Source organism: Nocardioides sp., assembly GCF_030150155.1.
In the GTDB taxonomy this organism is placed as follows: domain Bacteria; phylum Actinomycetota; class Actinomycetes; order Propionibacteriales; family Nocardioidaceae; genus Nocardioides.
Genome location: NZ_JASLGR010000033.1, coordinates 1 through 20313, shown reverse-complemented (window position 1 = coordinate 20313; position 20313 = coordinate 1). Strand labels below are relative to the sequence as shown.

General features: G+C 73.2%; 20 protein-coding genes and 3 riboswitches. Of the genes, 17 read left to right on the top strand and 3 right to left on the bottom strand.

Features of this window, described 5'->3' with window-relative positions; genetic code table 11:
• Positions 1-64: 64 nt before the first annotated feature.
• From cobT to Q1V88_RS10105, 8 genes are all read left to right on the top strand, one after another.
• A complete protein-coding gene (gene cobT, locus Q1V88_RS10140; RefSeq protein ID WP_300681026.1) occupies positions 65-1144 on the top strand; it encodes a nicotinate-nucleotide--dimethylbenzimidazole phosphoribosyltransferase in 1080 nt (359 codons plus the stop codon).
• A gap of 3 nt (positions 1145-1147) precedes the next feature.
• The gene (locus Q1V88_RS10135; RefSeq protein WP_300681024.1) at positions 1148-1921 is read left to right on the top strand and encodes an adenosylcobinamide-GDP ribazoletransferase; all 774 of its coding nucleotides are present in this window, start codon (positions 1148-1150) and stop codon (positions 1919-1921) included.
• Between the two features lie 21 nt (positions 1922-1942).
• Positions 1943-2136, top strand: a riboswitch (cobalamin riboswitch).
• Between the two features lie 54 nt (positions 2137-2190).
• Positions 2191-3051 carry a nitrite reductase gene (locus Q1V88_RS10130; RefSeq protein ID WP_300681022.1) on the top strand — a complete coding sequence of 287 codons (861 nt, stop codon included), beginning with the start codon at positions 2191-2193 and terminating at the stop codon, positions 3049-3051.
• Between the two features lie 5 nt (positions 3052-3056).
• Positions 3057-3713 (top strand): precorrin-8X methylmutase, encoded by a 657-nt coding sequence (locus Q1V88_RS10125; protein WP_366914076.1) that lies wholly within the window; start codon positions 3057-3059, stop codon positions 3711-3713.
• Complete coding sequence (locus Q1V88_RS10120) at positions 3713-5239, top strand: precorrin-2 C(20)-methyltransferase (protein WP_300681018.1); 1527 nt, start codon at positions 3713-3715, stop codon at positions 5237-5239. Before Q1V88_RS10125 ends, Q1V88_RS10120 begins: the two co-directional genes overlap by 1 nt.
• The gene (cobM, locus tag Q1V88_RS10115; protein WP_300681016.1) at positions 5236-6009 is read left to right on the top strand and encodes a precorrin-4 C(11)-methyltransferase; all 774 of its coding nucleotides are present in this window, start codon (positions 5236-5238) and stop codon (positions 6007-6009) included. Before Q1V88_RS10120 ends, cobM begins: the two co-directional genes overlap by 4 nt.
• On the top strand, positions 6006-6488 hold the full coding sequence (locus Q1V88_RS10110; protein WP_300681014.1) for a hypothetical protein: 483 nt from the start codon (positions 6006-6008) through the stop codon (positions 6486-6488). The genes cobM and Q1V88_RS10110 overlap by 4 nt, the downstream gene beginning before the upstream one ends.
• A gap of 81 nt (positions 6489-6569) precedes the next feature.
• Entirely contained in the window at positions 6570-8015 is a 1446-nt protein-coding gene (locus Q1V88_RS10105; protein WP_300681012.1) for an MFS transporter, read from the top strand.
• A 29-nt stretch (positions 8016-8044) separates the two neighbouring features.
• Here Q1V88_RS10105 and Q1V88_RS10100 read toward each other — a convergent pair whose 3' ends face one another.
• Both Q1V88_RS10100 and cbiE read right to left on the bottom strand, forming a co-directional pair.
• The gene (locus Q1V88_RS10100) at positions 8045-9049 is read right to left on the bottom strand and encodes a hypothetical protein (protein WP_300681011.1); all 1005 of its coding nucleotides are present in this window, start codon (positions 9047-9049) and stop codon (positions 8045-8047) included.
• Between the two features lie 123 nt (positions 9050-9172).
• Entirely contained in the window at positions 9173-10411 is a 1239-nt protein-coding gene (cbiE, locus tag Q1V88_RS10095; RefSeq protein WP_300681010.1) for a precorrin-6y C5,15-methyltransferase (decarboxylating) subunit CbiE, read from the bottom strand.
• A 57-nt stretch (positions 10412-10468) separates the two neighbouring features.
• Positions 10469-10611: riboswitch (cobalamin riboswitch) on the top strand.
• Positions 10612-10672: 61 nt separating this feature from the next.
• Between cbiE and Q1V88_RS10090 the strand changes: the two genes are divergently transcribed.
• The 9 genes from Q1V88_RS10090 to Q1V88_RS10050 all read left to right on the top strand — a co-directional run bounded on the left by Q1V88_RS10090 (position 10673) and on the right by Q1V88_RS10050 (position 19979).
• Positions 10673-12619 carry a VWA domain-containing protein gene (locus tag Q1V88_RS10090; RefSeq protein ID WP_300681009.1) on the top strand — a complete coding sequence of 649 codons (1947 nt, stop codon included), beginning with the start codon at positions 10673-10675 and terminating at the stop codon, positions 12617-12619.
• Positions 12619-13233, top strand: a complete 615-nt coding sequence (cobO, locus tag Q1V88_RS10085; protein ID WP_300681008.1) for a cob(I)yrinic acid a,c-diamide adenosyltransferase — start codon at positions 12619-12621, stop codon at positions 13231-13233. Before Q1V88_RS10090 ends, cobO begins: the two co-directional genes overlap by 1 nt.
• Positions 13227-15677 (top strand): cobyrinate a,c-diamide synthase, encoded by a 2451-nt coding sequence (locus Q1V88_RS10080; RefSeq protein WP_300681007.1) that lies wholly within the window; start codon positions 13227-13229, stop codon positions 15675-15677. Before cobO ends, Q1V88_RS10080 begins: the two co-directional genes overlap by 7 nt.
• A complete protein-coding gene (locus Q1V88_RS10075; protein WP_300681005.1) occupies positions 15674-16429 on the top strand; it encodes a nicotinate-nucleotide--dimethylbenzimidazole phosphoribosyltransferase in 756 nt (251 codons plus the stop codon). The genes Q1V88_RS10080 and Q1V88_RS10075 overlap by 4 nt, the downstream gene beginning before the upstream one ends.
• Entirely contained in the window at positions 16426-17382 is a 957-nt protein-coding gene (locus Q1V88_RS10070) for a cobalamin biosynthesis protein (protein ID WP_300681003.1), read from the top strand. Before Q1V88_RS10075 ends, Q1V88_RS10070 begins: the two co-directional genes overlap by 4 nt.
• The gene (locus Q1V88_RS10065; RefSeq protein ID WP_300681001.1) at positions 17379-18065 is read left to right on the top strand and encodes a (2Fe-2S) ferredoxin domain-containing protein; all 687 of its coding nucleotides are present in this window, start codon (positions 17379-17381) and stop codon (positions 18063-18065) included. The genes Q1V88_RS10070 and Q1V88_RS10065 overlap by 4 nt, the downstream gene beginning before the upstream one ends.
• A riboswitch (cobalamin riboswitch) is annotated at positions 18051-18164 on the top strand. Its footprint overlaps the gene before it by 15 nt.
• Before the next feature lie 58 nt (positions 18165-18222).
• Positions 18223-18447 carry a CbtB-domain containing protein gene (locus Q1V88_RS10060; protein WP_300680999.1) on the top strand — a complete coding sequence of 75 codons (225 nt, stop codon included), beginning with the start codon at positions 18223-18225 and terminating at the stop codon, positions 18445-18447.
• Between the two features lie 26 nt (positions 18448-18473).
• Positions 18474-19337 carry a CbtA family protein gene (locus Q1V88_RS10055; protein ID WP_300680998.1) on the top strand — a complete coding sequence of 288 codons (864 nt, stop codon included), beginning with the start codon at positions 18474-18476 and terminating at the stop codon, positions 19335-19337.
• A gap of 3 nt (positions 19338-19340) precedes the next feature.
• Complete coding sequence (locus Q1V88_RS10050) at positions 19341-19979, top strand: hypothetical protein (RefSeq protein ID WP_300680997.1); 639 nt, start codon at positions 19341-19343, stop codon at positions 19977-19979.
• Positions 19980-19986: 7 nt separating this feature from the next.
• Here Q1V88_RS10050 and Q1V88_RS10045 read toward each other — a convergent pair.
• A partial coding sequence (locus tag Q1V88_RS10045) for an HNH endonuclease (protein ID WP_300680995.1) occupies positions 19987-20313 on the bottom strand: 327 nt, incomplete at its 5' end.

Sequence of the window (20313 nt, the reverse complement as noted above, 5' to 3'; positions counted from 1 at the left end):
CGTCGTACGTCCGCCTGCGCCGGCCCCCGTGCGGATCCACGAACCGATCTGACGAAGGACTTCGATGAACCACCAGGCCACTCTGCCCCGCGACTTCCCGTTCTCGACCGTGGCGTCGATGCTTTCCGAGCCGGTGCACGCCCAGGCCCAGGCCCGCCTCCAGGGCCTGGCCACCCCGCCCGGAGCGCTCGGTCGCCTCGGCGAGCTCGGGGTGTGGATCTCGACGGCGATGGGCCAGGTCCCGCCGCCGCCACTGGACCACGTCAGCCTGGTGATCTTCGCCGGAGACCACGGTGTCGCCGAGCACGGCGTCTCGGCCTTCCCGCCGGCCATCACCGGTGCGATGGTGCGCACCTTCCTGGCCGGCAAGTCCGGTGCGACGGCGATCGCCGGGGCGCACGGCGTCAAGGTCCGGGTGCTCGACCTCGGTGTGGCCGAGGACTTCGAGGAGCTGCCGTGCGAGGTACGCCGCGCGCTGATCAGCCGCAAGGTGCGCAGCTCCAGCGGCGCGATCCACCTCGAGGACGCCCTCACCGAGGCCGAGACCGAGGACGCCCTCCTGGCCGGTGCCGCCGCGGCCCGCGAGGAGATCGACAACGGTGCTCAGCTCTTGATCAGCGGCGACATGGGGATCGGCAACACCACCCCGGCGGCCGCCATGCTCGCTGCCGGTCTGGGGCTGCCCGCCGCCGACGTGGTCGGCCGTGGCACCGGGGTCGACGACGAGGGCCTGCGTCGCAAGATCGCCGTCGTCGAGCAGGCGCTGACCCGGGTCGGGGAGCGTGCCGCGGACCCGTTCGAGACGCTGCAGGCACTGAGCAGTGCCGACCTCGCCGCCACCACCGGCTTCATGATCGAGGCCGCCGTCAGTGGTGTGCCGGTGCTGCTGGACGGCCTGATGAGCGTCGCCTGCGCCTACACCGCCGAGCGGATCGCGCCCGGTGCCTCGTCCTGGTTCCTGGCCGGCCACCGCTCCACCGAGCCTGCCCAGTCCCTGGCCCTGGAGAAGCTCGGCCTCGAGCCGCTGCTCGACCTCGGCATGCGTCTGGGCGAGGGTTCCGGCGCCGTCGCGGCGGTGCCGATCGTGCGCAGCGCGGTGGCCCTGATGCGTGACGTCGCCCTGCTCAGCGACCTCGGGGTCTGAGCCGTGCGTGACGCCTGGCGACTCTCCGTCGGCACCCTGACGGCGGTGCCGGTGCGCCCACCCGAGGTGGTCGACCGGCGCAACGCGGGGCGGGCGATGCTGCTCGCCCCGCTGGCCGCGGTGCCGCTCGGCGTGGGCGTGAGCGTCGCGCTGCTGCTCGGGCACTGGCTCACCCTGCCGCCGCTGGTGAGCGCACTGCTGGCGGTCGGGGCGGCGGTGCTCGGCAACCGGGCGTTCCACCTCGACGGGCTCTCCGACGTGGTCGACGGGATGTCGGCCTCCTTCGACCGGGAGCGCTCCCTGGCGGTGATGAAGTCGGGCACCTCGGGTCCGGCCGGGGTGATCGCGATGATCCTGGTGGTCGGTCTCCAGGTCGCCGCCCTGGCCGCGCTGGCCGCCTCGCCGCACTGGTGGCAGGCGGCGCTGCTGGCCGGGGTCGCGCTGTGCGTCTCGCGGATCGCGCTGGCGACCTGCTGCGCCCGGGGGAACGTCCCGGCCCGCCCCGACGGCCTCGGCCGGCTCTACACCCAGACGGTGCCGCGGCCGTACGTCGTCGGCCTCTGGCTCCTCGGCGCTGCGGTGCTCGGCGCCCTCGGGGCTGCCGCCGGGCTGCCGTGGTGGCGGGGTCCGGTCGCCGCGCTGCTGGGCCTCGGGGTGGTCGTGATCGTGATCGCCCGGGCGCGGGTGCGCTTCGGGGGTGTGACCGGCGACGTCTTCGGTGCCGGCGTCGAGCTCGCCCTGGCGGCGGTGCTGGTGGGGCTCTCGGCAGGGGCCTGACACGCCACGGACCCGTGGTCGCGTAGCATCGCCCCTGCCAGTCGAACTCCTCCGGGAGTCAGGGAACCCGGTGAGAACCCGGGACTGACGCGCAGCGGTGAAGGTGACGGGCAGGGCACGCCAGTGATGGCAGCCACTGGGGCGCGAGCCTCGGGAAGGCGTCCTGACCCGGGTGATCCTGAGTCCGAAGACCTGCTGGCCCTAGCGGCAGCCGTCGCCAGGTCACAGCGGGCTTCGCGGACGGGCCCGGGACCCGAGAGAAGTGCCCCGTGCGTGATCGTCGCGATCGTTGCCCCGGTGCCGACCGACCCTGGCCGGCCGCCGACGGCCTGCTGGTCCGGCTGCGCGTCCCCGGCGGGCAGATCCCGATCCGCACGCTGCGGGCCGTGGCCGCCGTCGCCGAGGAGTACGGCGACGGGCTGGTGCACCTCACCTCGCGGGCCAACCTCCAGGTCCGCGCGCTGCCGTCCGCCGACGGGGCGCTGCGTGACGACGTACGCCGGGCGCTGGCCGCGACCGGTCTGCTGCCCGCACCGCGGCATGAGCTGGTGCGCAACATCCTGACCAGCCCCGCAACGGGGCTGGCCGGGGGCATGGCAGACCTGCGGCCGCTGACCCGGGCGCTCGACGTCGCGCTGTGTGCGGACCCGGTGCTGGCCGACCTGCCGGGCCGGTTCCTGTTCGTGCTCGACGACGGTCGCGGTGACCTGGTCGAGCGGCAGTGCGACCTCGGTCTGGTCGCTCTCGACGACGCCACTGCCCAGCTGCGAGTGGGGCAGGGCTACGGGCCGGTCGTGGCCCTGGCCGACGCTTCGACCGCGCTGGCCGAACTCGCGCGGCGGTTCCTCACCGTGCGCGGTGCGGGCACGAGCGCGCCCTGGCACGTGCACGAGCTCGACGCCACCGCCGACCTGGCGCCGGTGACCGCAGCCGATCCGCGCCTGCCCGCCCCGAGCGCACCGCTCCCGTTCGGCCCCGGGCCCGCCGGAGAGCACCGCGAGGTGCCCGAGGCCCTGATGTCGCGGGAGTTCCTCGACGCGCTCGAGGGCGACCACCTCGTCCTGACCCCCTGGCGTGGGGTGCTGCTGCCCACGCCCGACCCCATCACGACCCAGGAAGGCTCACTGTGAGCGAGCTGCGTCCACCCCGTCGGCACTACGACTACATCGACACCGGTGCCGGGATCTACGTCGACTCCTTCGCTACCATCCGGCGCGAGGCCGACCTGAGCACGGTCCCGGCCTCGGCCGAGAAGCTCGCGGTGCGGATGATCCACGGCTCGGGTCAGGTCGACCTGGTCGAGGACCTGGTGATCCACCCCGCCCTGGTCGACGCGGCCCGCACCGCCCTGGAGGCCGGAGCCCCGATCCTGTGCGACGCCACGATGGTCGCCACCGGGGTGACCCGCTCCCGGCTGCCGCGCGACAACGACGTGGTCTGCCTGCTCAACGACCCGCAGGTGCCCGACCTGGCCCGGGAGTGGGGGACCACCCGCACCGCTGCGGCGGTCTCGCTGTGGGAGCCGAGCCTCGAGGGTGCGGTCGTCGCGATCGGCAACGCTCCGACCGCGCTCTTCCACCTGCTGGAGATGCTGATCGACGGCGCCCCGCGTCCGGCCGCCATCGTCGGCTGCCCGGTCGGCTTCATCGGCGCCGCCGAGTCCAAGCAGGCCCTGGCCGACCTCGCCACCGACCACGGCATCGAGATCCCGTTCGTCACCGTCCGCGGTCGCCGCGGCGGCTCGGCGATGACGTCCTCGGCCCTCAACGCCCTGGCCCAGGAGGTGGAGTGATGACCTCGTCGTTGTCGTCGGCAGGCAGCTTCTACGGCGTCGGGGTCGGCCCCGGCGACCCCGAGCTGATCACCCTGCGGGCGGCCCGCCTGATCGGCGCGGCCGACGTGATCGCCTTCCACGCGGCGGCCGGCAAGGAGTCCAACGCCCGCCGGATCGCGGCCGGGCTCTTCCCCGCAGGCGTGATCGAGGAGGAGCTGACCTACCCGGTCACGACCGGCACCACCGACCACCCCGGCGGCTACACCGGTGCCCTGGCGGAGTTCTACGAGGCCTCGGCCGCTCGCCTCGCCGCTCACCTGGAGGCAGGGCGCACCGTGGTGCTGCTCTCGGAGGGCGACCCGCTCTTCTACGGGTCCTACATGTACATGCACGACCGCCTCTCGGCCCGCTTCGCGACCGAGATCGTGCCCGGCGTCCCGGCCTTCCTCGCCGCCACCGCCGCGGTCGCCGAGCCGCTGGTGCGCCAGACCGACATCCTCACGGTGCTGCCCGGCACCCTGCCCGAACCCGAGCTGGCCCGACGCCTGGCCGACACCGACGGGGCGGTGATCATGAAGCTGGGCCGCACGTTCCCCGCCGTACGCCGTGCGCTGGAGGCCGCCGGTCGCCTCGACGACGCGCTCTACGTGGAGCGGGCCTCGATGCCGGCCCAGCGCTGGCTCCCGGTCGCCGAGGTCGACCCCGACTCGGTGCCGTACTTCTCCGTGATCGTGGTCACCGGTGACTCCCGCAACGGGCGCCGCTCGCGGGTGCTGGGGGAGAGCGCGCCGCAGGTCGCCGAGTCGACCGCGACCGATGCCGAGGTGGTCGTGCTGGGGCTCGGCCCCGGCCCGGACCGCTGGCTCACCCCCGAGGCCGCCGCGGTGCTCGCCGAGGTCGACCACGTCGTCGGCTACGGCCCGTACGTCGACCGGGTGCCGCAGCGCGCCGGCCTGACCCGCCACGCCAGCGGCAACACGGTCGAGGTGGACCGGGCCCGGTTCGCCCTGGACCTGGCGCTGAGCGGCGAGAAGGTCGCCGTCGTCTCCGGTGGCGACGCCGGGGTCTTCGGGATGGCCTCGGCCGTCTTCGAGGCCGCCGAGGACCCGCGCTACCGGGAGGTGGCGGTACGGGTGCTGCCCGGCGTGAGCGCGATCCAGGCCGTCGCGGCCCGGGGAGGTGCTCCCATCGGTGCCGACTTCGCGGTGGTCTCGCTCTCGGACCGGCTCAAGCCGTGGGAGGTCGTGGAGAAGCGGCTGCGCCACATCGCCGAGGCCGACCTGGTGCTCGGCCTGTACAACCCCGCGTCGCGCTCGCGCACCGAGCAGATCGCCCGGGCGGTGACGGTGCTGCTGGAGCACCGCGACCCGGCCACGGTGGTGATCGTCGGTCGCGACGTGGGCCGCTCCGAGGAGTCGCTGAGCGTCACCACGCTGGGCGAGCTCGACCCCGGCACGATCGACATGAAGTGCCTGCTGATCATCGGCGCCACCGGCACGCGGGTCTCCGCGGCCGGGGTGTGGACGCCGAGGTACGTCCGATGAGTGTCCAGTTCGTCGGTGCTGGTCCGGGGGCGGCCGACCTCCTCACCGTGCGTGCCACCCGGCTGCTGGCCGAGGCCGAGGTGGTGCTCTACCCGGGCACCTACCTGGACCCCGAGGTGCTGGCGCACTGCTCGCCCGAGGCGGAGCTGATCGACACCCAGGGGCTCGACCTCGACCAGATCACCGCCCACCTGGTCGCCGCCGACCGGGCCGGCCGCCGGGTGGTCAGGCTGGCCTCGGGGGACCTGTCGGTCTACTCGGCGCTGGCCGAGCAGACTGCCCGACTCGATCGAGCGGGGGTGACCTGGGCGGTGACACCGGGCGTGCCGGCGTACGCCGCCGCCGCGGCCGTCCTCGGCCACGAGCTCACCGTCCCGCACGTCGCGCAGTCCGTCGTGCTGACCCGCACCCAGGCCCGCTCCTCGGCGATGCCGGCCACCGAGTCGCTGGCCGCCTTCGCCGCCACCCGCGCCACCCTCGTGCTGCACCTGGGGATCACCCGGATCCGGACGCTGATGGAGGAGATCACCGGCGAGTACGGCGCCGACTGCCCGGTCGCCGTGGTCTACCGCGCCTCCCAGCCCGACCAGCAGGTGCTGCGCGGCACCGTCGCCACCATCGCCGACGCGGTCGAGGCCGCAGGGCTACGGCAGGCAGCGGTGATCCTGGTCGGACGGGCGCTGACGCCCAATGACACCGAGGGCCGCGGCGAGTCGTTCCTGTACAGCGCGGACCGGGAGCGCCGCGGACCTGAGACGATGTCCTCATGAGCTCCTCCACCTCCGTCTCGCAGGCCCGCGTCCTCGGCCTGACCGTGCTCTTCGTGGCCCTCGTCGCCGCCGTGGTCTCGGCGGTGCTGATGATCCAGCACGTCGAGGCGCAGCCGCGCTCGATCCGGATCGGCGACACGGCCGGGCACGCGGGGTGGCAGACGGTCGGGTACGGCGACGTCCAGGTGAGCATCCCGGGGGACTGGAAGCGCCTCGACATCGACGGGTGTGAGTCGAAGCCGGACGCGTGGGCGCCGAAGGACACGCCGGCCTGCGACCTGACCACGTCGATCACCTTCGTCGGTGACACCGCCTCGTTCGACCCGATCGGTGGCCCCGGTGTGGTCACCGATCCCGACGGCAACGGCCACCACGCGGGCTACCAGGTCGTCGGACGGATCGCCGTGACGGCTGAGGCCACCGACGCCGACGAGGTCCGGGAGATCCTCGACTCCGTCGCGCACCGCGTCGCCCCCTGACAGCCCCCTGACCGCCTCGTGAAAGCGCAGTGAAGGCGCTCTGAAGCCGCTCTGAAACCGGCCGACCCTAGCGTCGCCGTCATGAGCACACTGGCCCCTGCCGCACGCACGTACCCGTCCCTGCGCGCCGCCTGGATCCCGATGGCGGCGCTGTGTCTGGCGTTCTTCGTCGAGATGGTCGACAACACCCTTCTCTCGATCGCGCTGCCCACGATCGGACGCGACCTCGGCGGCGGCACCACCGCGTTGCAGTGGGTGACGGGTGCCTACTCGCTCACCTTCGGCGGCCTGCTGCTGACGGCGGGGTCGATCGCCGACCGGTTCGGCCGCAAGCGGGTGCTGCTGGTCGGCCTGGCCGTCTTCGGCCTGCTCAGCCTCGCGGTGGTGGCCGTACACAGCACCGGCGAGCTGATCGCGCTGCGCGCCTGCCTCGGCATCGCCGCAGCGATGATGGCACCGATCACGAACTCCCTGGTCTTCCGGCTCTTCGACGACCAGGCCCTGCGGATGCGGGCGATGACGGTGATGATCGTGGTCGGGATGTCGGGCTTCATCCTCGGCCCGCTGCTCGGCGGCACCGCGCTGGCCCACATCGGCTGGGAGTGGCTGCTGATCGTCAACGCCCCGATCGCGCTGCTGGCCGTCGTCGGGGTCTGGCGCGGCGTCGCCGCCGACCGGCCCGAGGACCTCACCGCCGACCGGCTGGACCTGCCGGGCGCGGCGTACAGCGTGCTCACCATCGGTCTGGCCTGCTACGCCGCCACCTCCGGGGTCGACCACGGCTGGCTCTCGCTGCCGACACTGGGCGCCGCCCTGGGCGCCGTACTCGCTGCTCTGGCCTTCGTCCGCCGCGAGCGCACCACCGCAGCGCCGATGCTCGACCTGAGTTTCTTCGACAACGCCACCATCCGCGGCGCGACCATCGCCCAGGCCGGTACCTCGATCGCGATGGCGAGTGTGATGTTTGGCCTGATCCTGCACTTCCAGTACGCCTACGGCTGGTCGCCGGTCCGCGCCGGCCTGGCCAACCTGCCGATGATCGCGACGATGTTGCTGGCCACGCCGCTGTCGGAGACCCTGATCAAGCGCTACGGGCACCGGATCGCCTGCCTGATCGGCTCCACCCTGCTCACCGGTGCGCTGGCCGGCCTCGCCTGGGGTGTCTCGCACGGGTACGTCGCCATCGCGATCTCGATGGTCGTGATGACGGTCGGACTGCGGACCGTGATGACGATCGGGGCGGTCGCGGTGATCGACGCGATGCCGAGCAACCGGACCTCGATTGGGGCGGCGCTCAACGACACCGCGCAGGAGGTCGGCTCCAGCATCGGCACCGCCCTGGTCGGGACCCTGATCGCGGCCCTGGTGACGACCACGCTGCCCGCCGGGGTCTGGGATGCGGGCCTGGTGGCGTCGTTCTTCCACGGCGAGCGGATCACCTACGCGGTGCTCGCGCTCGTGGTCGGGATCGTGTCGATCGGTGGGGCCCTGACGCTGACCGACTCCCGGGCGGCCGACGAGCACTGAGCTCGCGACGCCCGGGAGCCAGGGTGGCGCTACCTCACCCGCAGCCTCACCGAGGCGCTCGCCGGCAGCAGGGCGGCGTTGCCACCCCAGGACGTCGAGACCCGGTAGCGACCCTTCGACAGCTTCGGGAGCTTGAACCTGCCGACCCCGTCGATCACGGGGACGGTGACCTTCTTCCTCCCGACCTTGATGCTCAGCCAGGCGCTCACCGTCGTGCCCGGGGTGATCAGCCTGACCTTGCCGGTGGGCCGCCGACCGGCCTTGATGCTGGCGGGCAGGCTCAGCACCAGTCGCGACGTGCCGCGCGCCAGCCGCACCGCGTCGGTGGTGAACGCGCTGATGCCGACGGAGGTGGCGTCCACCCACTGCTGGTTCGCGTACGCGTTGTAGGTCAGCCGGGCGGCGATGGTGCCACTGCCGTCGCTGGCCTTCGACGTGTACGACGTCGCCGTGACGCCGGTGTCGACCCCGTTGCGGAGCCAGGTCACGCTGGGCTGGAGGCTGGCGACGGTCTGGGTGCCGCTGCTCTGCGCAGCGAAGACCGTGGCCAGCTCCTGGTAGCCCGACGGCAGCACGAGGCTGAGTCGTGACCCGGGTGCGCTGCCGTGGGCGACGACCTTCGGGCTGGGCACCTTCAGCGTGTACGCCGCGGTGGCGCCGGCGTGCACGGTGAGCACCGGTGTGATGCCGGTCGGCGGGCTGCTCCCGCCGACGATGACGCTGGTGCACGGGGCGACCCCGGCACACGACAGCCCGGCCCAGGGGGTCAGGGCGACGACGCCGTAGCTTCCCGGCACCACGTCGGTCACGACGCTGGGTCCTGAGGCCTGAGCAGGGTTGCCCGCTCGATCACCGGCAGTGCTGATCAGCCCGACGGTGAACGGAACGGGGCGATCGTGGTCATCGACGACCGTGACGACGACCGTGCCGGTGGCAGGGTCGACGGCGTGCGCGGCAGAGATCGGGGCCAGCCCCGACGTGATCGCGATCGCAGGCGCTACCAGCGCTGCGATGACGGAGAGACGCTTGTGCATGGTGCCTCCTCGAACCCGGTTCCGAGACCGGGCGTAGGTCAGCACGAGCGTACGAACGCACCCGGGACCTTGTCCCCGAAATGGGGGACGAAAGGCGGATGGGATGTGGACCCGTGGGACCGGTCAGACGGTGAGGGCCCACTGCGTCACCGTCCGGGCGGGGCTCCAACCGGTGAACGTTCCGACCGGGGCGGTGGTCTCCACCGCGAGCCGGGTCAGCTCGCCGCCGTGGGCGAGGTAGCGCTCGGCCAGGACCCGCTCGGTCTCCAGAGTGACGCCGTGGACGACGAGGCGCCCGCCGGGGCGCAGGGCTGCCAGGCAGGCGTCGATCACCCCGTCGCGGGTGGCGCCGCCGCCGATGAAGATCGCGTCGGGGGCCGCCACGGTGCCCTCGGTCAGCACGGCCGGGGCGCGCCCTTCGACCACGGCGAGGCCGGGCACGCCCAGGCGCGCGGCGTTGCGGGCGATCCGGGCGGCCCGGTCGGGGTGGCCCTCGAAGGCGGTCGTGGTGCAGGTCGGGTGGGCGCGCATCCACTCGATGCCGATCGAGCCGGCACCGGCGCCGACGTCCCACAGGTGCTCCCCGGGGGTCGGCGCGAGCCGGGCCAGGGCCGAGGCGCGCAGGTCGCGCTTGGTGAGCTGGCCGTCGTGCTCGAACGCGTCGTCGGGCAGCCCCGCGGTCCAGCCGCCCCGGTGCGGGCCGACACAGTCCACCGCGATCACGGTGAGCCGGGGGTACGGCGTCGTGGCCGAGACCAGGTCGGTGGCGCTCAGCGTCGGGAAGACCTGCTCCGCGGCGCCGCCGAGGTGGGCTAGGACCGTCACGGCGCTGTGCCCGTAGCCGCTCTCGACCAGCAGCCCGGCCACCGCCAGGGGCGTCGTCTCGTCCGAGGAGAGCAGCAGCAGCCGTCGCCCGGGCGCCAGCTGACGGCGTACGACGTCCACGGCACGCCCCACCACCGAGACCGTCTCGCACGACTCGGCCGGCCAGCGCATCGCGGCGCGGGCCAGGGCCACCGAGGAGACCGCCGGGACGATCTCGACCCGGTCAGGGCCGAGGAGATCGATCAGGGTCGATCCGATGCCCGAGACCAGTGGGTCCCCTGAGGCGAGCGCCACCACGTCGGTGTCGCCGAGCTGGTCGAGCAGGCCGGGGAGCCCCGACCGTAGCGGTGAGGGCCAGGCCTGACGACGTTGCTCCGTGCCGGAGGGACGCGCTGGGATCAGGGCGAGGTGGCGGGCGCCACCGAGCAGCACGTCGGCAGCGAGGATCCGTTCCCGCACCCCTTCGGCCAGGCCCGCCCAGCCGTCGTCGCCCATTCCGACGACGAGCAGGCGGCGGTGGGCAGGGGAGAGGGGCATCGGGGACGACACGACCGACCACGCTATCGTGGCAGTGGCGAGAGGTGCCCCAACGACCTCGCCATCGGAAACGGTGGCGTCGGTGGACGGGGAGAATCTGGGAAGTCGGTGAGATTCCGACACAGGCCCGCTGCGGTGAACCGAGCCCCTCCGGGGGACTCGCACAAGTCCGAAGACCGGCCTCCCGCCAGACCCGACGGGCACACGGCCCGCCGGTCGAACCGAGCGGGAGCCTCACCCATGCCACAGGTGCATTTTCCTTTGTCCGCCGTCGTCGGCTGCGCGCCTGACGCGCTGGACCCGATGGGCCTGGCACTGATGCTCACCACCGTCTCGCCCGAGATCGGTGGGGTCCTGATCCGTGGCCAGAAGGGCACCGCGAAGTCGACCGCCGTCCGCGCCCTGGGCGCGCTGGTGCCGCCGCTGGTCGAGCTGCCGATCGGAGCCACCGAGGACCGGGTGCTGGGCTCGATCCAGCTGGAGCAGGCGCTCGCGCACGGCAAGGTCGAGGTCGAGAAGGGTCTGCTGGCCCGCGCCGACGGTGGACTGCTCTACGTCGACGAGGTCAACCTGCTGCACGACCACCTGGTCGACCTCCTCCTCGACGCCGCCGCCACCGGACGCGTCACCGTCGAACGTGACGGCATCTCCGTGGAGCACGCCGCACGCTTCGTCCTGATCGGCACGATGAACCCTGAGGAGGGCGAGCTCCGCCCGCAGCTGCTCGACCGGTTCGGCCTCACCGTCGAGGTCGCCGCGCCGCTCGACCCCGCCGCCCGGGTCGAGGTGGTCCGCCGGCGGATGGCGTACGACGCCGACCCCACCGCCTTCTGTGAGCGGTACGCCGCCGCCGATGCCGCCATCGCCGCCCGGATCGTCGCCGCCCGTGCCGCTGTCGCGGTCCTGGAGCTGAGCGACGCCGCGCTGCTCGCGATCGCCCGGATCTGTGCCGGGTTCGAGGTCGAGGGGCTGCGCGCCGACATCGTCACCGCCCGCACCGCGCTGGCCCACGCCGCCTGGCACGGCCGTACCGAGGTCACCCGCGCCGACCTGCGGGCCGCCGCGCTGCTGACCCTGCCGCACCGACGTCGACGTAACCCGTTCGACGAGCCGGGCCTGGACGAGGCACTCCTCGACGCGCTCCTGGACGCCGAGGACCTGCCTGACCCGGAGCCCGATCCCGAGACCGATCCTGAACCGCCGAGCCCTCCGACGCCGCCGAGCTCCGACGGCACCGACGGGTCTGACGGGGACTCGAACGACGAGCCGAGCGACGGGCCGAGCGAGGAGCCGGCCGAGGCCCCTGCCGCCCCCGGCCCCGAGGACTCCGTGACCCCGCCGGCCCCGGCGGGCAACGCCCCGACCTCCCAGGTCGGTGCGTCGACGCCGTACCGCGCCCGCATGCTGCGCGCCGAGGGCGTCGGCGAGGGGGCAGCGGGACGCCGCAGTCGCGCCACGTCCTCCACCGGCCGCCGGATCGGTGCTCGCCCGGCCGCAGACGGCCCCGGGGCGCTGCACCTGGTCGAGACGATCAAGGCCGCCGCGGGCCGTCCCGGTGAGCGTCGTCCGGGGGACCGGCTCACCCTCGCCGCCGAGGACCTGCGTATCGCCGAGCGCGAGGGCCGCGAGTCGAACCTGATCCTGTTCTGCGTCGACGCCTCGGGGTCGATGGCCGCTCGTAAGCGGATGCGGCAGGTCAAGACGGCCGTGCTCTCGCTGCTCCTGGACGCCTACCGGCGTCGCGACAAGGTCGGGCTGGTCACCTTCGCCGGGGCGAGCTCCGAGCTGGTGCTGCCCCCGACGACCTCGACTGACGTCGCCGCGGCCCGGCTCGACGACCTCGCTGCCGGCGGTCGTACGCCGCTGGCCGAAGGCCTCCTCGAAGCCGCTCGGGTCCTGGCCCGCGAGCGTCGGCGTGACCCGAAGCTGCGCCCCGTCCTGATCGTCGTCACCGACGGACGCGCCACCGGCGGTGCCGACCCGGCCCGTGCCGTGGAACGCTCTCGGGCCGCCGCGGCCCACCTCGCCGGCCTCGGCGTCACCACCGTCGTGATCGACGGCGAGTCCGGGCCGATGCGGCTCGGGCTGGCCAAGACCCTGGCGGTCCACCTGGGCGCTGAGTACCTCAGCGTCGACCAGGTCGACGCCGCCGTCCTGACCGATACCGCCCGCGCGCACGTCGCGCCGACCACCTGGAGCGCCGCCTGATGCCGCAGGGACAGCCCACCTCGATCCCCGACGACGGTCTCACCACCCGGCAGCGCCGCAACCGGCCGCTGCTGGCCGTCCACACCGGCGACGGCAAGGGGAAGTCGACAGCGGCCTTCGGGCTGGCGCTGCGCGGCTGGAACCAGGGCTGGGACATCGGCGTCTTCCAGTTCGTGAAGTCGGCCAAGTGGCGGATCGGGGAGCAGACCGTCCTCGAGCGCCTCGGGCGGCTGCACGAGGAGACCGGCGAAGGCGGCCCGGTGTCGTGGCACAAGATGGGTGCGGGCTGGTCCTGGAGTCGTCGTGAGGGCACGGCGGAGGATCACGCCGAGGCGGCCGCCGAGGGCTGGGCCGAGATCAAGCGTGCCCTGGCCGAGGAGCGTCACGACCTCTACGTCCTCGACGAGTTCACCTACCCGATGGCGTGGGGCTGGGTCGACGTCGACGACGTCGTCGAGACGCTGACCGGCCGCCCTGGCTTCCAGCACGTCGTGATCACCGGTCGCCGCGCCGAGCCGCGGCTGATCGAGGCCAGCGACCTGGTCACGGAGATGACGAAGATCAAGCACCCGATGGATGCCGGCCAGAAGGGCCAGAAGGGCATCGAATGGTGAGGCTGGCGCGTCTCCTGGTCGCCGCCCCGTCCACCGGTTCGGGCAAGACCACGATCGCGACCGGCCTGATGGCCGCGCTGCGAGCCGCGGGCCACCAGGTCAGCGGGCACAAGGTCGGCCCCGACTACATCGACCCCGGCTACCACGCGCTCGCCACCGGCCGCCCCGGCCGCAACCTCGACCCGCACCTGGTCGGGGAGGAGCAGGTCGTCCCGCTGCTGCTGCACGGCGCCCACACCCCGGCGCCCGCCGACATCGCCGTGATCGAGGGCGTGATGGGGCTGCACGACGGACGGCTGGGCACCGACGGCTTCGCCTCCAGCGCGCACGTCGCCGCGCTCACCTCGACCCCCGTCCTGCTCGTCCTCGACGTCGCCCGGATGTCCCGCTCGGCCGCCGCGATCGCGGCCGGAATGGCGACCTTCGACCCACAGGTACGGGTCGGCGGTGTCGTGCTCAACCGCGCCGGCTCAGACCGCAACACCGCCGAGATCACCCGGGCGCTGGACTCCGTCGGGCTGCCGGTGCTGGGGCGGCTGCCGCACGACGAGGAGTTGGCCACGCCGTCGCGGCACCTGGGCCTGGTCCCGGTCGCCGAGCGCGACGCGTCAGTCGCGATGGTCGAACGCCTCGGCGCCCAGGTAGCCGAGCACCTCGACCTCGACGCGATCGCGGCCCTGGCCGCCTCGGCCCCCGATCTCGACGCCGAGCCGTGGCGCCCTGCCCTCAGTGCCGCCTCGCAGCGCCGCCCGGTGGTGGCGATGGCCGGCGGGCGGTCGTTCACGTTCCGCTACGCCGAGACCGAGGAGCTGCTGCGCTCGGCCGGCTGCGAGGTCGTCACCCTCGACCCCCTCACCGACCCGGTGCTGCCCGAGAACATCAGCGCGCTCTACCTTGGCGGCGGATTCCCCGAGGTGTACGCCGCCGAGCTCGCTGCCAACACGTCCCTGCTCGACGACCTCCGCACCCGGATCGAGGCCGGGCTGCCCACCGTCGCCGAGTGCGCCGGACTGCTCTACCTCGCCGCCACCCTGGACGCGACGCCGATGGCCGGGATCGTGCCCGCCGACGCGGCGATGGCACCCCGCCTGACGCTGCGCTACCCGGTCGCGACCGCCGTCGGTGACACCCTGCTGACGAAGGCAGGGGAGCAGGTCACCGCCCACGAGTTCCACCGCACCGCGACCGTCCCGGCCGCGCCCGAGCCTGCTGACCCGCGTTGGAGTCCGGCCTGGGAGGTCAATGACGCCAACGTCGCGGCCACCGAGCGGGTCGGCTTCGCCAGTGACACGGTGCATGCGTCCTACCTGCACCTGCACTGGGCCGGGCAACCGCAGGTGGCGCAGCGGTTCGCCGATGCTGCCCATGCCTACGCCGCGCGGGCCGACGCCTCCGGCGGTACTGACGTGGATCGGGCCACCGCTGACCCGCTTCGTCATCACGGCGACGTCGAGGCCACCCCCGGTCTGCTCGATCTTGCGGTCAACGTCTATCCGGGGCCTCGGCCCGCCTGGCTCGACGAGGCCCTGCATGCCTCGATCGACGCGTCGGCGGCGTACCCCGACGTGAGTCCGGCCCGCGCCGGCGTCGCCGCCCATCACCGGCGCAGCGACGCCGAGGTGCTCCTCACCGCCGGTGCCGCCGAGGCGTTCACGTTGGTGGCTCGGCTTCGCCCCTGGCACCGCGCCGTGGTCGTGCACCCGCAGTTCACCGAGCCACACGCCGCCCTGGAGGCGGCCGGTCACCGGGTCACGACGGTGCTGTGCCGGGCCGAGGACGGCTTCGCCCTCGACCCGACCCAGGTGCCCGACGACGCTGACCTGGTCGTGCTGGGCAACCCGACCAACCCCACCGGCGTGCTGCACCCGGCCAGCGTGGTCCGCGCCCTGGCCCGCCCCGGACGCCTGGTCGTCGTCGACGAGGCGTTCATGGACGCGGTCCCCGGCGAGCCCGAGTCGCTCGCCGGCAAGGCCATGGCGGGGGTGGAGGGCATGCTGGTGATCCGTAGCCTGACCAAGCACTGGTCGATCCCCGGCATCCGGGCCGGCTACGTGCTGGGGGAGGCGGACACGATCGCCGCCCTGGCAGCGATCCAGTCACCCTGGTCGGTCTCGGCGCCCGCGATCGCCGCCGCGGTGGCGTGCACGGGGGAGACCGCCGCCGTCGAGGCAGCCCGCCGGGCCGAGGAGATCGGCCGGTGGCGCGACCACCTGGTGGCCGGACTGCGCGGCCTCGGGCTCGCCCCGGTGGCGTCGGCGGCGTCGTTCGTCCTGGTCCAGGTCGGGGTGGGGGTCCATGCCGCGTTGCGCGATGCCGGCATCGCCGTACGCCGTGCCGACACGTTCCCGGGCCTGGACGGGTCCTGGGTGCGGATCGCCGTACGTGAACCAGCGGGGAGTGACCGACTGTGCCGCGCCCTGCGGGACCTGGAGGTGCCGCGATGAGTGACCGGAGCATCGGCTCGGGCAAGCGCTCCCTGGCCCCGACCAGCCTGCCGCGTGAGGCCGCGCCGCTCTCGGAGATCGCCCAGGCCCATGCCGCGAAGCGGCTGGCCGCGCTGGCCACCCCGCCCGGCGCGCTGGGCCGCCTGGGCGAGTACGCCGTCTGGCTGAGCGCCACGCAGGGCCGGGTCCCTCCGACTCCGCTGCGTGAGGTCCGGCTGCTGGCCGGTCCCGGCCCTGACCTGAGCAGCCTGGCCGCCGCGCACGGCGTCACGGTGGTGGCGCTGCCGACCGACACCCAGACGACCGACACGCAGGCCGAGACCGACCTGCGCCTGGCCGGCGCTGCCCTGGCCCACCGCGAGCTTCGCGCCGGAACCCAGCTGTTCCTGCTCGCCGACCCGTGGGCGGCACGCACCGAGGCGCAGCGCGACGCGTTCGTGCAGACCGCCGTGGGCGTCTTGATGCACGCCGCCCACACCGGTGTCCCGGTCGTGCTCAGCGGCGACCTGGCCGAGACCGCGGCCGCCCTGACCCAGGCGGCACTGCCCGGCGCCGACCTCTGGTTCCTGGACGCGGCGGCGCTCTCCTCGGCGGCCGAAGGCGATGCGCCAGCGCGGGACGGTGCCACGACTGCGGAGGCCACCGGCACCCCCCAGCTCGCTGCGCTGGCGGCCCTGGCGGGTGTCCCGATCCTGCGCTCGGCGGTCGCGGTGCTGCGCGACGTCGCCCTGCTCGCCGAGCTGGTCCCGTGAACCGGGGCACCGTTCGAGCCCTGGGCCTGCTGGCCGGGTTCGCCGCCGACCGGGTCCTCGGCGACCCGCGCCGGTTCCACCCCGTCGCCGGGTTCGGCACCGTCGCCGGGCGTCTGGAGAAGACGATCTGGGCCGACCGGCGGGGCAGAGGCGCCGCCTACACGGCCGTGCTCGTCGGCGGGACCGCCCTGGCCGGGGCGTACGCCGAGCGCCGCGCCACCTCGCCCCTGGCCCGCGGAGCGCTGACCGCCGTCGCGACCTGGGCGGTGCTGGGGGGACGCTCCCTGGAGCGCGAGGCCGCCGCCGTCGATGCCTTCCTGGGCCGCGACGACCTGCCCGGCGCCCGGCGCCGCCTCACCCACCTGGTCGGGCGCGACACCGCGCACCTGAGTGCCTCCGACGTCTCCCGCGCCGTGATCGAGTCGGTGGCCGAGAACACCTCCGACGCGGTGGTGGCGCCCCTGGTCTGGGGCGCGGTGGCAGGAGTGCCGGGGCTGCTCGGCTACCGGGCGGCCAACACCCTCGATGCGATGGTGGGCCACCACAACGCCCGCTTCGAGCACTTCGGCTGGGCCTCGGCCCGCCTGGACGACCTGCTCAACCTGCCCGGCTCCCGGCTCTCGGGAGCGCTCACGCTGCTGGCCGCGCCGACCCGAGCCCGTGAGGCCGTCCGGGCCTGGCGTCGCGACGCTGCCGCGCACCCGAGCCCCAACGCGGGCGTCATCGAGGCCGCCTTCGCCGGTTCGCTCGGTATCCACCTGGGCGGCACCAACACCTACTACGGCCACCGGGTCGAGCACCGCGCCGTGATGGGCCGCGGACCCGCACCCGACCCGGTCCACATCGGCCGGGCGATCGGCCTGGCCCGCCGCGTCGATCTGGGCGCTGCCCTGATCGCTGCGGGAACGGCGTACACCCTCGGCCGGCTGCGGTCGCGAAAGGACCACCGATGAGCTCCACCACGCCCCTGCTCCTGGTCGGGATGTCGGTCACCGACGTCGACCGCCGCGAGCTGCTGCTGGCCGAGGCCGAGCGCCGCGGCGCCATCGTCGGGTTCCTCCAGATGGGGGACCCGTCGCTGTCGGCTGAGCTCACCCGCCTCGCCGACGCCGGCGCCACCACGATCACGCTGGTCGGGATCAACACCGGCCCGATCGGACCGGCGCACTCCTGGCTGCGTCGGATCGCGGCGCACTGGTGGCGCGAACGGGCTGGGATCAAGCCCGAGGTGGTGGTCGCGACCCGGCTCGCCGTACGGCTCGAGGAGGTCGACGACGTGCTCGCCGAGACCAAGCCGATCAGCGGGACCGAGCCGGGACTGACGTCGGAGGCGTGGGAGGACGTCACCGGTCATCGGCACCAGGTGATGGTCTGCCGGGGGCCGCGCTGCACCGCCAAGGGCGGGGTCGACACGATGCGCTCGATGATCCTGGCGATGATGGAGCACCAGCTCGGCGACTCCGACGTCCTGGTGGTGCACACCGGGTGCCAGTTCCCGTGCAACCAGGCGCCGGTGATCAGCGTCCAGCCCGACGACGTCTGGTACGGCCACGTCGACGAGGCGGCAGCCCGGGGGATCGTCGAGTCCCACTTCGTGGGCGGGGTCCCGTTCGACAGCCACCGGCTCGAACGATAGTCTGGCTCTGCTTGTCGGATGTTGAGGAAGCCAGTGAGAATCTGGCACGGTCACGCCACTGTGAGAGCCCGGGGACCACCCGGTGCTCGAAGTCAGATCTTCCGCCGACACGCTGCCCTAGAAACCATGGAACGTTGCATTCCTGAAGGAGCCTTACGTGTCTTCTGCGTCCATTCAGCCCGTTGCCGATGCCGTCGCGACCCCGATCGTCGACGTCGAGCTCAAGACCATCGGTGCCCTGGCCCTCACGGCCCTGCTCGCGCTGGTCGCCTACTACTTCATCGGCGTCGACGAGGGCATGAGCTCCGTCTTCGGTAAGTCGATGATGGTGCACGAGTTCTTCCACGACGGCCGACACTTCCTCGGCTTCCCCTGTCACTGAGCACAGGGAGCGGTGAACAACTCAACATGGTGAAGCAACTGATCGGCCGTGGCGTCCTCGCAGGCGCCGCCGCCGGGTTCCTGGCATTCATTTTCGCGCGCATCTTCGCCGAGCCCCTGATCAACCAGGCGATCGACTACGAAGACGCCCGTGGTGCTGCTCAGGACGCGCTCGACAAGGCAGCCGGTCTGGCCGTCGAGGCCGGTGGCCCCGACCTGGTCAGCCGGACCGTCCAGTCCACCCTCGGCATCGGGACCGGCATGGTCCTCTTCGGTGCCGCGATGGGTGCCCTCGTGGCCGTCGCGTACGTGATCGCGGTCGGCCGCACCGGACGGGTGAGCAGCTTCAAGCTCGGCCTTCTGGTGCCGTTCTTCCTCTTCGTCGGCATGTTCGCGGTGCCGTTCGCGAAGTACCCGTCCAACCCGCCGGCCGTGGGCAACGACGACACCATCCGCACCCGTGGAGCGCTCTATCTGGGGACCGTCTTCCTGGCCTGTGTCTTCCTCTACCTGGCCGTGCTGGCCGGGCAGTGGCTGCACAAGCGGGTCAGCCTCTACTGGGCAGTGGTACTGGCAGCCGTCGGGTACGTCGCCGTGATGACGATCTGCTTCCTGATCCTGCCTCCGCTGGGCCACCTCGACGCCAACGTCGCCCTCAACGGCGTGCGGGGCTCCGAGACGCCGCTGGCGCTCAAGGACCCGAGCGGGAACATCGTCCTCGACGGCTTCCCGGCCGACGTGCTGGCGGAGTTCCGGACCTACACGATCGCGGCTCAGATCATCCTCTGGGGCGGTATCGCGCTGATCTTCGCGCCGCTGGCGCAGCGGGTGCTCAACCCGGCCGCGGCCGAGGCCGCGCGCAAGAGCCGCGCCACGTCCGTCACCGTCTGAGCGGTGCGGCGCCTTCTCGCCGCAGGCTGCGCGGCCGTCATCGTCTCGATGGCGGCCGCGTCGCCCGTTGCGGCACACTCCACGACCAACGCCAACGACCATCTCGCCTCCGAGCTGGTCTCGGCTCCGGCCGGCCTCGAGGTCCAGGTGACCTCGGACGGCTCCCAGCTGACCGCCCGCACCACCGGGAACGCCGTGAGTGCGGTGATCGAGGGCTACCACGGTGAGCCCTTCCTGCGTTTCCGCGGCGGTGCGGTCGCGACCAATGCCGCCTCCCTGACGACGTACGACGCCACCGAGCCGCTCCTGGACACGATCCCGACCGACGCGGGCCAGGCCGGCGTGGTGCGGTGGGAGAGCACCGGGCAGAGCGGCTGGTTCCGCTGGACCGACCACCGGATCAGCTTCACCGGCTCCGAGCTGCCCGCGGCAGTGATGGACGACCCCGGCACCGAGCACGTCGTCGAGGAGTGGTCGATCCCGGTCACCGTCGACGGCAAGGCAGGTGCGATCACGGGCCGGGTGGTCTGGCTCCCCACGGAGGGAAGCCAGACCCTGACCATCATCGGGTGTGTCGGGTTCGTGGCCCTGGTGCTGGCCGGAGCGCTGTGGCTGGCGCTGCCGAGCCGGAAGCGTTCCTGACAGCGCGTCATGGTGGTGGGGGCGGTGAGGCCCCGCGTGGGGTGAAGTGGACCTCGCCGTCGTCGGTGACCTCGGTGGTGAGGCGGGGGTCGTGGGCGCGGTGGTGGCACCTGCTGCACAGCAACAGGGCGTTGGCCAGGTCGGTCGGGCCGCCGTCGAGCCACCTGTGATGGTGGTGGGCTTCGCAGTGCGCGGCTGGTCTGTCACAGCCGTGGCCCTGGCAGTGGGGGTGTCGGAGTCGGAGTGCCTTGACCTGTCCGGTGGTGAACAGCCGTGTGGTCCGGCCCAGGTCCACGACCTCGCCCCGGGTGCCGAGCACGGCCGGGATCAGGTT

Excerpts from the sequence above, each read along its gene's own strand:
- cbiE (WP_300681010.1), bottom strand. The coding sequence starts at position 10,411 with ATGCCCCTCTCCCCTGCCCACCGCCGCCTGCTCGTCGTCGGAATGGGC.
- Q1V88_RS10065 (WP_300681001.1), top strand. The coding sequence starts at position 17,379 with ATGAGCTCCACCACGCCCCTGCTCCTGGTCGGGATGTCGGTCACCGAC.
- Q1V88_RS10055 (WP_300680998.1), top strand. The coding sequence starts at position 18,474 with ATGGTGAAGCAACTGATCGGCCGTGGCGTCCTCGCAGGCGCCGCCGCC.
- cobM (WP_300681016.1), top strand. The coding sequence starts at position 5,236 with ATGAGTGTCCAGTTCGTCGGTGCTGGTCCGGGGGCGGCCGACCTCCTC.
- Q1V88_RS10080 (WP_300681007.1), top strand. The coding sequence starts at position 13,227 with ATGGTGAGGCTGGCGCGTCTCCTGGTCGCCGCCCCGTCCACCGGTTCG.
- Q1V88_RS10110 (WP_300681014.1), top strand. The coding sequence starts at position 6,006 with ATGAGCTCCTCCACCTCCGTCTCGCAGGCCCGCGTCCTCGGCCTGACC.
- Q1V88_RS10105 (WP_300681012.1), top strand. The coding sequence starts at position 6,570 with ATGAGCACACTGGCCCCTGCCGCACGCACGTACCCGTCCCTGCGCGCC.
- Q1V88_RS10100 (WP_300681011.1), bottom strand. The coding sequence starts at position 9,049 with ATGCACAAGCGTCTCTCCGTCATCGCAGCGCTGGTAGCGCCTGCGATC.
- Q1V88_RS10120 (WP_300681018.1), top strand. The coding sequence starts at position 3,713 with ATGACCTCGTCGTTGTCGTCGGCAGGCAGCTTCTACGGCGTCGGGGTC.
- Q1V88_RS10075 (WP_300681005.1), top strand. The coding sequence starts at position 15,674 with ATGAGTGACCGGAGCATCGGCTCGGGCAAGCGCTCCCTGGCCCCGACC.
- cobO (WP_300681008.1), top strand. The coding sequence starts at position 12,619 with ATGCCGCAGGGACAGCCCACCTCGATCCCCGACGACGGTCTCACCACC.
- cobT (WP_300681026.1), top strand. The coding sequence starts at position 65 with ATGAACCACCAGGCCACTCTGCCCCGCGACTTCCCGTTCTCGACCGTG.